11 protein-coding genes and 2 pseudogenes are annotated in these 7894 nt (G+C 48.6%); all 13 read right to left on the bottom strand.

Annotated elements, in window-relative coordinates:
* Positions 1 to 413 (bottom strand): annotated as a pseudogene (locus tag ACXJJX_RS02450) (V-type ATP synthase subunit B); the annotation flags it as partial.
* Positions 382 to 2197: pseudogene (locus ACXJJX_RS02445) on the bottom strand (V-type ATP synthase subunit A). The pseudogenes ACXJJX_RS02445 and ACXJJX_RS02450, both read right to left, overlap by 32 nt.
* Positions 2181 to 2789 (bottom strand): V-type ATP synthase subunit E, encoded by a 609-nt coding sequence (locus tag ACXJJX_RS02440; RefSeq protein WP_456431617.1) that lies wholly within the window; start codon positions 2787 to 2789, stop codon positions 2181 to 2183. The pseudogene ACXJJX_RS02445 and the gene ACXJJX_RS02440 overlap by 17 nt, the downstream one beginning before the upstream one ends.
* Position 2790: 1 nt before the next feature.
* A complete protein-coding gene (locus ACXJJX_RS02435) occupies positions 2791 to 3087 on the bottom strand; it encodes a V-type ATP synthase subunit F (protein WP_456431615.1) in 297 nt (98 codons plus the stop codon).
* A complete protein-coding gene (locus ACXJJX_RS02430; RefSeq protein ID WP_456431613.1) occupies positions 3087 to 3389 on the bottom strand; it encodes an ATP synthase subunit C in 303 nt (100 codons plus the stop codon). The genes ACXJJX_RS02435 and ACXJJX_RS02430 overlap by 1 nt, the downstream gene beginning before the upstream one ends.
* 22 nt (positions 3390 to 3411) lie before the next feature.
* Entirely contained in the window at positions 3412 to 4191 is a 780-nt protein-coding gene (locus tag ACXJJX_RS02425) for a V-type ATP synthase subunit I (RefSeq protein WP_456431619.1), read from the bottom strand.
* Entirely contained in the window at positions 4109 to 4354 is a 246-nt protein-coding gene (locus tag ACXJJX_RS02420; RefSeq protein WP_456431611.1) for a V-type ATPase 116kDa subunit family protein, read from the bottom strand. Before ACXJJX_RS02420 ends, ACXJJX_RS02425 begins: the two co-directional genes overlap by 83 nt.
* Before the next feature lie 72 nt (positions 4355 to 4426).
* Positions 4427 to 4585, bottom strand: coding sequence for a hypothetical protein (locus ACXJJX_RS02415; protein ID WP_456431609.1), 159 nt, complete (start codon positions 4583 to 4585; stop codon positions 4427 to 4429).
* A gap of 36 nt (positions 4586 to 4621) precedes the next feature.
* Positions 4622 to 5029 carry a hypothetical protein gene (locus ACXJJX_RS02410; RefSeq protein WP_456431607.1) on the bottom strand — a complete coding sequence of 136 codons (408 nt, stop codon included), beginning with the start codon at positions 5027 to 5029 and terminating at the stop codon, positions 4622 to 4624.
* Complete coding sequence (locus ACXJJX_RS02405) at positions 5004 to 5390, bottom strand: hypothetical protein (protein ID WP_456431605.1); 387 nt, start codon at positions 5388 to 5390, stop codon at positions 5004 to 5006. Before ACXJJX_RS02405 ends, ACXJJX_RS02410 begins: the two co-directional genes overlap by 26 nt.
* Positions 5391 to 5634: 244 nt before the next feature.
* Complete coding sequence (locus ACXJJX_RS02400; RefSeq protein ID WP_456431603.1) at positions 5635 to 6441, bottom strand: V-type ATPase subunit; 807 nt, start codon at positions 6439 to 6441, stop codon at positions 5635 to 5637.
* On the bottom strand, positions 6438 to 6749 hold the full coding sequence (locus ACXJJX_RS02395; RefSeq protein WP_456431601.1) for a hypothetical protein: 312 nt from the start codon (positions 6747 to 6749) through the stop codon (positions 6438 to 6440). Before ACXJJX_RS02395 ends, ACXJJX_RS02400 begins: the two co-directional genes overlap by 4 nt.
* A 3-nt stretch (positions 6750 to 6752) precedes the next feature.
* Positions 6753 to 7894: sensor histidine kinase (locus tag ACXJJX_RS02390; RefSeq protein WP_456431599.1), on the bottom strand; the 1142-nt coding region annotated here is incomplete at its 5' end.

Genomic DNA, 7894 nt, shown 5'->3' with positions numbered 1-7894 from the left:
ATGGCCGATATGCCTGTCTGGATAAAATCTTGGGGATAAACCCGAGCTACAGGATTGATCGGGAGCCCATTTATGTCATGGGCCTTTCCACTTATAGGTGGTGGTCCGCCATCAAGGGGGCGCCCCAGACCGTCAAAGACTCGTCCGAGGCACTCCTCAACAGAGACCCGATACCTAAAAGACTCTCCTTTAAAACGGACCCGGCTCCTAGTAGTAGAAAGCCCAGAGGTGCCCTCAAAGACCTCCAGAACGGCCGCTTCCTCAGAGACCGCCAATACCCTGGCCAATCTAGACCGGCCATTTTCATCTATAACTTCGGCAAGTTCATGATAACCGACTCCTTGAATCCCTTTGACTACCACTAGAGGTCCTTGAATACTATCAAGCCCTAGGTATTCTAGGGCCGTCTTCATGAGCTTTTTCTCCTTTCAATAGTTGCTTAAATTCATTCTCTACCTGCCTCAAGATTTGTTCAAATGGTTTTAAATCATCACCCGGATAGCTGAACTTCATTCGGTGGATTTCTTGTAGTACCGGAAGCTCGAGGAGACGATAAAGGGGAATTCGTTTAGCTATCGCCTCTTTCATACCCTTAATAAAACGGAGAATAATTTCCATCATGATTATCTGTTTTCCTGCCGGACAGTAGGTATCAATAGGATCAAAGGCGCTTTGTTGGAGAAAGTCTTCTTTGAGAAGCCTGGCCGCTTGGATGATCATTTTCTGATCATCTGGAAGGGCATCCTCACCGATAAGTGAGACAATATTCTGGAGTTTGGCATCTTCTTTGAGAATAGAAAGGGCCTCTTCCCGAATGTTTAAGAAGTCAAAATTCTTTTTCTTTTTCCACCAGGGGGCCACAGCCTTTGTATATCCACTGTAGCTCTCCAAATAATTTATAGCCGGGAAATATCTGGCGCTGGCCAGCTCCTTATCAAGGGCCCAGAAAGTGGCGACAAAACGCTTAGTGTGTTGGGTTACTGGCTCTGAAAAATCTCCCCCTGGGGGAGAAACGGCCCCGATAATCGAAACCGATCCCTTTTTGCCTGCCAAGGTCTCCGCTATTCCGGCCCGTTCGTAGAATTCCGCCAACCTGGAAGCCAAATAGGCTGGGAATCCTTCTTCGGCAGGCATCTCTTCCAGACGGCCGGAGATCTCTCGTAAGGCTTCTGCCCAACGGCTGGTCGAATCAGCCATCAGAGCTACGTGATAGCCCATGTCTCGATAATATTCGGCAATGGTTATTCCGGTATAGATACTGGCCTCTCTGGCAGCTACTGGCATATCTGAGTGTTGGCAATAAGGATAGTTCTTTGGATAATTGGATAAGAGGTTGCTTGCTTCGGGGGTCAATGAGCTTGGGAAAATCTGTCAACACGCCGGTCATCTCATTTCCCCGTTCGCCACATCCTATATAGACAATGATATCGGCATCAGCCCACTTGGATAGTTGGTGTTGAGTGACGGTCTTTCCTGTACCAAAACCGCCCGGGATGGCCGCAGACCCCCATTTGGCCAAGGGAAAGAAGAAATCAATGACCCGTTGTCCGGTAAACAGGGGCTCATCTGAGCAGAGTCTCTTTTTGACAGGTCTGGCCTTCCTGACTGGCCAGCGTTGGTAGAATTTTATCTTTCGGCGCTGCCCGTGAGCCTCTATTACTGCTAGGTTATCCTCCAGGCTATAAGGCCCCTCTGGGGCTATCCAGACGAGAAGGCCTTCTGCATCAGGGGGGACCATCAGGTGGTGGATAATCCTTTCTGTTTCTCGGATCTCGCCGATTATCTCTCCGCCTTTGACCTTTTGGCCCGTCTTGGCTATAGGCCTAAAAGGCCAGATCCGTTCCCGAGACAGGGCCACGCCGGCCTTTCCTCGCTGGATAAAAGCTCCAGTGGTCTCAAAGAGTCGACTTAAGGGACGCTGAATGCCGTCAAAGATCTGGCCGATAAGCCCGGGGCCCAGTTCCACAAAGAGGGCCAGCCCCTGACCAAAGACTACATCCCCTGGTCTGCGTCCAGTGGTGTCTTCATAGACTTGGATAGTGGCCTGGTCCTGCCAGAGTTCGATGACTTCGCCTACAAGGCGTTGCTGGCCTATTTCGACCATCTCGTTCATTGAGAGCCCCTGGGCGCCTCTGACTTTGATTACGGACCCACTAATATAGGTAATTACAGAAGGGCTCTCAGTCTTGGAGGACACGAACTGCCTCCCAGATCTCCCTTTGGATCCTTTCTTCAAGGCGCCTCAGCCTGGCCGTAAGGGTGTTGTCATAAAGGATTTTACCATCGGCGGTATAAACCCGGACTCCAGATTCTACCTGAGAAGTAGTCTTAAGGGTGATTTGTCGTCCTTTACCCAGCCTCTCGATTGCTCTGCGCAAGGGACCTTCATCCCCAGGGACAGCCTCCACGATGAAGGTTTCCCCTGGAAGATTATCCAAGGCATCTTTTAAAGCTTTAAGGAGAAACGGCTCGTAGTCTGGGTGTTGTCGGACCGTCGAAAGTTCTTTTTTTATCTCTTTTAAAGCTTCTTTAAGGATAGTTTCTCTTAATCTGGTCAGGCGGTCTCTGGCCGTCAATTCGGCAGCATCGATGATTTTTGGGGCCTGAACATGGGCCTCGGCCCGTAAGCGTCTGAGTTCTGTCTCTAGCTCTCTGGTAACCTTTTCCTTGACCTCCTTAAGAAGGACTTCCGCCTTGCTCTGGCTCTCAAGAAGAACTTTTTCTGCCTCTCGCTGGCCTTCCTTCCTGATGGCTAGACAAAAAAGATCTATCTCTCCCCCAACAAGCATCTCAACCCCTTAAAAGTCTGGCAATTTTGTCGGTGACTCGGCTTCGTTGATGGGGGCCGTTGGTGTCTGGGATTTCCAAGATTAAAGGCCCTCCTGGTTTAAGGAGCAACCTGTCTATCAGGCGTCGATTTTTCTCGGCCAAAGACTCGGTGATCAGTACCAGAGAAACCTCTGGGCTCAGGTTTTGGAGAATCTCCTGAGACTCTTCTGGAGACTCTACAGGCCGGCTATCTATCCCCGCCAGGGCAAAGGCCAGAGAAGTCCTTTTATCGGCGATGACAAATATCCTTCCAGACATCAAAGACGGGCAAGGATCATGATGGCCACAATGAGGCCATAGATGGCAATCCCTTCAGCCAATCCTAAAAAAATGATGGCCCGGCCAGCCAATTCAGGGCGCTCACTAATGGCTCCCATGGCCGCCGAACCGACGACGGCTACTGCTAATCCAGCACCAAGGCTTGAGGCCCCAACAGCGATAGCGGCAGCTAGAAACCCCAAACCGTTCCCCTTGCCTCCTGTTGAGGAACCCGCCATCGCCAGGGCTGGGGACAAGCAAAAAACGATAGTTAGAATCAAACTACCAATCAAGGCCTTCATGTTACCTCCCTATCTAAAGGGATTATTTTCGGATCTCTTGAGTAAGAGGACGGAAAGGTTCTCCACCCCCACGGAAAAACCGGCTGAAAAATTCATAATATTCCAGACGAAGTGTCTGGATGGAGACTACCAGCCCTTCAAGCAAAATGATAAACACGTTCCCGAAGGCTACCACCAGCCAATAGCTCCATCCTTTCTCTCCTCCTTGGGCCAATAGATCAGCCAGAGAAAAGACAGCGACAAACAAGGCAGCGTGAGTCAGGGCAAAGGCTGCGATTCGAATGAAGGAAACAGTGGCTGTAAAATAGCGTAAAAGTCCATCAAAGACCTCGATAATGCTTTCCACAAGACCGCTGAAAACTCCGGTCTTAAAAAGGCTGGTATTATGTTCCTTTCGGAAGAAATAAAGATAAAGGGGACGATGGAGGATCATCAAAGATGTAAGAACCCCAGCCCCCCAACCAAAGGCCCTGATCTCTTTCTGGCTGATTGTTCCGCTGAGGAGATAACGGGTGAGGAGACCCATGGCTAGCCAGTAAAGAAGAGCGCCAGCCAACCCCCCTGTAGAGAGAAGGACTTCGTATTTTTTCAGACGGACAATGTTGATCAGGTTGAGGATTACTCCCAGGGAAAGAACCGCCAGACCAAAGAAAAGGGAGACCTCCATAAAGGTGTTGATATTCCTCAGGGGATGAAGCCAGAGGGCCGGGAGGACATCTTCAAGACCAAAGAGACTGCCATAAAGGAGGCCAAAGATCATGGAGCTGACACCACATTCCATAAGGATAATGCCATAGTCCATATAGCGAGGTATCCGGCGGAAGATGAAATAACCTACTCATAGCCAAAATCATTCCCTGCCCCAGATCGCCAAACATCATCCCGAACATTAACAAAAAAGTTATAGCCAGGAAGGCGGTGGGTTCGATCTCCTCGTAGGCAGGAGTGCCATATAGGCTTACCAATCCTTCAAAAGGACGGATTAGGTAAGGATTGTTAAAGAGGATCGGAATCCTGATGATTCCTCGACGAACCTCTCAGATCTCATCAGGAGCAATTATTTCTATCTGAGCCTTCCCTTTGCTAAGGTTGGTGATTTCTCGCCCAATTTTTTTGACCAGTCTTTTAGGAACCCAGCCGGTAATGACATAGATTTTTTCTACTTTGCCCAAAAAACGTCGGGCCGACAGGATCATCCGGGCCCAGAGGGCCCGTTCTCGGAGTTCTAAAAGTTATTGTCCATAACGTTGACGGATCTCTTCTAACTTGTTTTTTATATCTTTCAGTTTTTCTTTTAATTCTTGGATTTCTTTTTCCAATCTCTGGAGTATCTCTCCACTTTTGCCAACAATCTCGGAAGGGAGATCAATCTTTTCCAAGAAAACTCCTTTGAGGGCCCTTTCCAGGAGGGGTTGTTCCCTTTTGAGACCAAAGACAAGGACAATGGCCCGTTCTTCCAAAGAGCCTAAGCTGAAGGTGGCGTGGTGAATCCGGGCTAGGGCCTCCTCAAGTTTGGGGATTGAGCTCTGGGGGATCAACCCGAGAGAGGCCTTAGCGTAGTGAAGGCTCTTCAAGAGTGAAAGGTCAAGGTCGGGAGGCAAAAGATGGAGCTTTTCAGCCAGCCCCAACCTTTCGGCCATCTCTTGATCTTTTTAGATTCTTCTTTTGAGAGATAGCTCCCAGGGCTTCTTTTTGGATAAAGGCTAACTCCTCTTGAAGGCGGAAGATCTCTTTTTCAGGAACAATGACTTCTTTTAGTACAGGAGGACTGGAGGAAATTTCAAGTTCCTTGATAAGGGAGTTTATCTCTTCAACTATATTTTGATAGTCTTCCCAAAGGCCAGGATCGATCTCTCCAACATAGCCCAGAGGTCCCAAGGGAGTTTTTTCCACCCGGATAAGATGAAGCAGACGGATTCGGGCGAGATAGGCCGTTGCCGAAGAGATATATTCTTCCGGAACCCTAATACTTATACGAACTAACTTTTCGGGCCTAAACACCTTGGGCCTCCAGGGAAGCCCCTTGCAAGGGGACTGGGAGGGTTCTCTTCAAAAGGGGGATCCCCAGCTCAATGGCGGTAAGGAGCCGCTCCAGGCCTTTGATCTCTAGTTCTTTTAAGAGAAGATAGGCAGCCTCTAGGCCTATGTGGAAGGGGTTCTCTCGGCCTATCCAATGGAGCTCTTTGGCCAGGAGGGTCTCAAGTAGCGGGCTTATTTCAGAGAAGTCTCGGGCCCGAGAGAGTAATTATCGATAACAAGAGGGAAGAAAGTTGATGAAGTCTTTTAGTTCCGAGGCTCTGGTCAGAGCCCCTAGAGTCTTGAGCTTTAATAGGCCTCCAGGATAAGTCAAATAGCCAATAATCTCTTCTGGACTCAGATGATAGATATATTTGAGTCGACAGATACTGACTAGGTTTTCTTTATCAATAAGAAGGCCGATAAGCCTCTGGCTTCGAATTCTGTCTGTCCGCCTCAGGGCCTTTAAAGATTCTACTAAGGCCTCCAAAGCGGCCATGTCTAATGCCTTCTCTAAAGGAAAGGGCCTTGCCTGGGCCTTGAAAAGAGGCCAAGCCCTTTTCAGGGGTCGGTAAAAGTAGGTTCCCCTGAGTCGCTCTATAAGGTTGGCAATGGTTCCTGTTTTCAGAAGATCTTGGAAATCAAGATCATTCAGGCCTTTCAGGGGATAAAGGAGCTCCCGGGCCTGAGTGGTCTTCTGCCAAAATAAAGCCCGAATCACAAGCTTTAGATTTTCGGCCTCGTAGCCCCTGAGGAGGGCCTTTAAGAGAGAGACTCCACAGCGGGGAGCGATCTTGAGAAGACGCTCATAATCCTTGAAGAGGGCCTCGTAAAGTTTAGTAACGAGGTCATGAAAGTGGCTGGTCTTCAAAGAGGCCAAATAAGGGGCATAAACAGTGCCAGTGAGATAACGTAGGATTTCTTTTAGGTCTCGGGCCATCAAAAGATAGTGCCAGTCAGACTCTTTAAGCAATCTTCCCTTTAAGCCCTTGGTCTTGGCCTGAACAAAGGAATATCTTAGGGCTTGAAGGATCATGCCTTAAGGATTTCGCTGACCAATCTGGCTACCAGGGATTTTTTTTGTTGTTGCCAGCTTGCCTTAATCCTGGCCATATAGTCTTTTGTCTTTTCTTCGATTTCTCGGGCCTCCTTTTGGGCCTCAGAGAGGATCTCCTTGAGTTTTTTCTCGCGGAAGGCCTCGATTTCGGCCTTCTTTTCTCCAATGATCTTCTGAGCCTCTTTTTGAGCCGCAGATAGGATCTCCCGGGCCTTGACCTGGGCCTTTTTGACCTCTTCCCAAGCTTCCCGGTCGGCCTGGATGATCTTTTCTAGACCTTTTTCCATTTTTTAATTTCCCTCGGAAGCATTCTTTTTATTTTCAGGATGACAGAGCTGATAAAAGGGACAATGGTGACATTCATGGATTTTCTGGGCGTAGGTCCCCATGACTCGCCCCTCACACATGGTACCAGCAATGGCCCAACAGATACGTCCGAAATAAGGATAGGCCGGACACCGTCGGGAGGGGTCCCTCTCAATGCCACACTTCATGTATTCCCAACAGGGGGTTTTCTGATCGTCTTCTTCACTCTGATAAGGGAAATAAAGAGTAAAGGTGCTTCCTAGGCCTACTTTGCTTTTGACCCTGATAAATCCTCGATGTTCTTCCATAATTTTGCGAACAATGGACAATCCTAGCCCTGTACCGATGCCGATCTTCTTAGTGGAATAAAAGGGTTCGAAGATCAGCTCCAATTCCTCTTGCGGGATACCTCGTCCAGTATCGCTTACTGAAACTGTCACCAAGGTGATCTCATTGGTGAATTCAGTGCCTGTCCGGACGACAATGGTTCCTCCCCCGGGTAAGAGGGCATCTATGGCGTTGGTAATCAAGTTGCCGATGGCCTGTTTGACCGAATCATGGTCAAAATAGACCTGGGGGAGGTCCGGAGTATATTCTTCGACAATCTTTATCTTTTCCTGGGAGCAGATATCGCAGAAGAATTCCACCCCTTCTTTGACTGGCTGGTTTATATCTCCTCGTTTAAGCTTAAAGTGACCTTCGGCAGAAAGGATAAGAATGTCTCGAAGGATAGACTCCAGTCTGGCGGCCTCAGAAAGGATTACCTTGACGTATTCCTTCTCTCGAGTACCTTCGGGGATACGTTTATTGAGCCTTCGGGCCATTCCCCCCAGGGCTGCCAAGGGATTTCTTATTTCATGGGCGATGTCAGCGGTAAGCCTTCCTAAGGCCGAGAGTTTTTCAGCTTCAATGAGTTTTTTCTGCATTTTTTTTAGATTTTCTAAAGAATCCGCCAAACGCTGATTGAGTTTTTCTATCTCTTCTTTGTCCCGACGAAGCTTTTCTGAAAGAAGACCTAAAGGAATGGCAATCAGATAGAGAAAAGAGATTCTTAAGGCCAAATCCGTCCAGTGGATGTGACCTGGATAATGGCTAACATTTACCAGATAAAGACTAGCGGCTACAG

This window comes from Thermosulfuriphilus sp. (assembly GCF_054026695.1).
Note: the sequence above shows the minus strand (reverse complement) of the source record. Positions and strands in the feature narration are given on the sequence as shown.

Excerpts from the sequence above, each read along its gene's own strand:
- ACXJJX_RS02440 (WP_456431617.1), bottom strand. The coding sequence starts at position 2,789 with ATGCTTGTTGGGGGAGAGATAGATCTTTTTTGTCTAGCCATCAGGAAG.
- ACXJJX_RS02435 (WP_456431615.1), bottom strand. The coding sequence starts at position 3,087 with ATGTCTGGAAGGATATTTGTCATCGCCGATAAAAGGACTTCTCTGGCC.
- ACXJJX_RS02415 (WP_456431609.1), bottom strand. The coding sequence starts at position 4,585 with ATGATCCTGTCGGCCCGACGTTTTTTGGGCAAAGTAGAAAAAATCTAT.
- ACXJJX_RS02430 (WP_456431613.1), bottom strand. The coding sequence starts at position 3,389 with ATGAAGGCCTTGATTGGTAGTTTGATTCTAACTATCGTTTTTTGCTTG.
- ACXJJX_RS02400 (WP_456431603.1), bottom strand. The coding sequence starts at position 6,441 with ATGATCCTTCAAGCCCTAAGATATTCCTTTGTTCAGGCCAAGACCAAG.
- ACXJJX_RS02395 (WP_456431601.1), bottom strand. The coding sequence starts at position 6,749 with ATGGAAAAAGGTCTAGAAAAGATCATCCAGGCCGACCGGGAAGCTTGG.
- ACXJJX_RS02410 (WP_456431607.1), bottom strand. The coding sequence starts at position 5,029 with ATGGCCGAAAGGTTGGGGCTGGCTGAAAAGCTCCATCTTTTGCCTCCC.
- ACXJJX_RS02425 (WP_456431619.1), bottom strand. The coding sequence starts at position 4,191 with ATGGACTATGGCATTATCCTTATGGAATGTGGTGTCAGCTCCATGATC.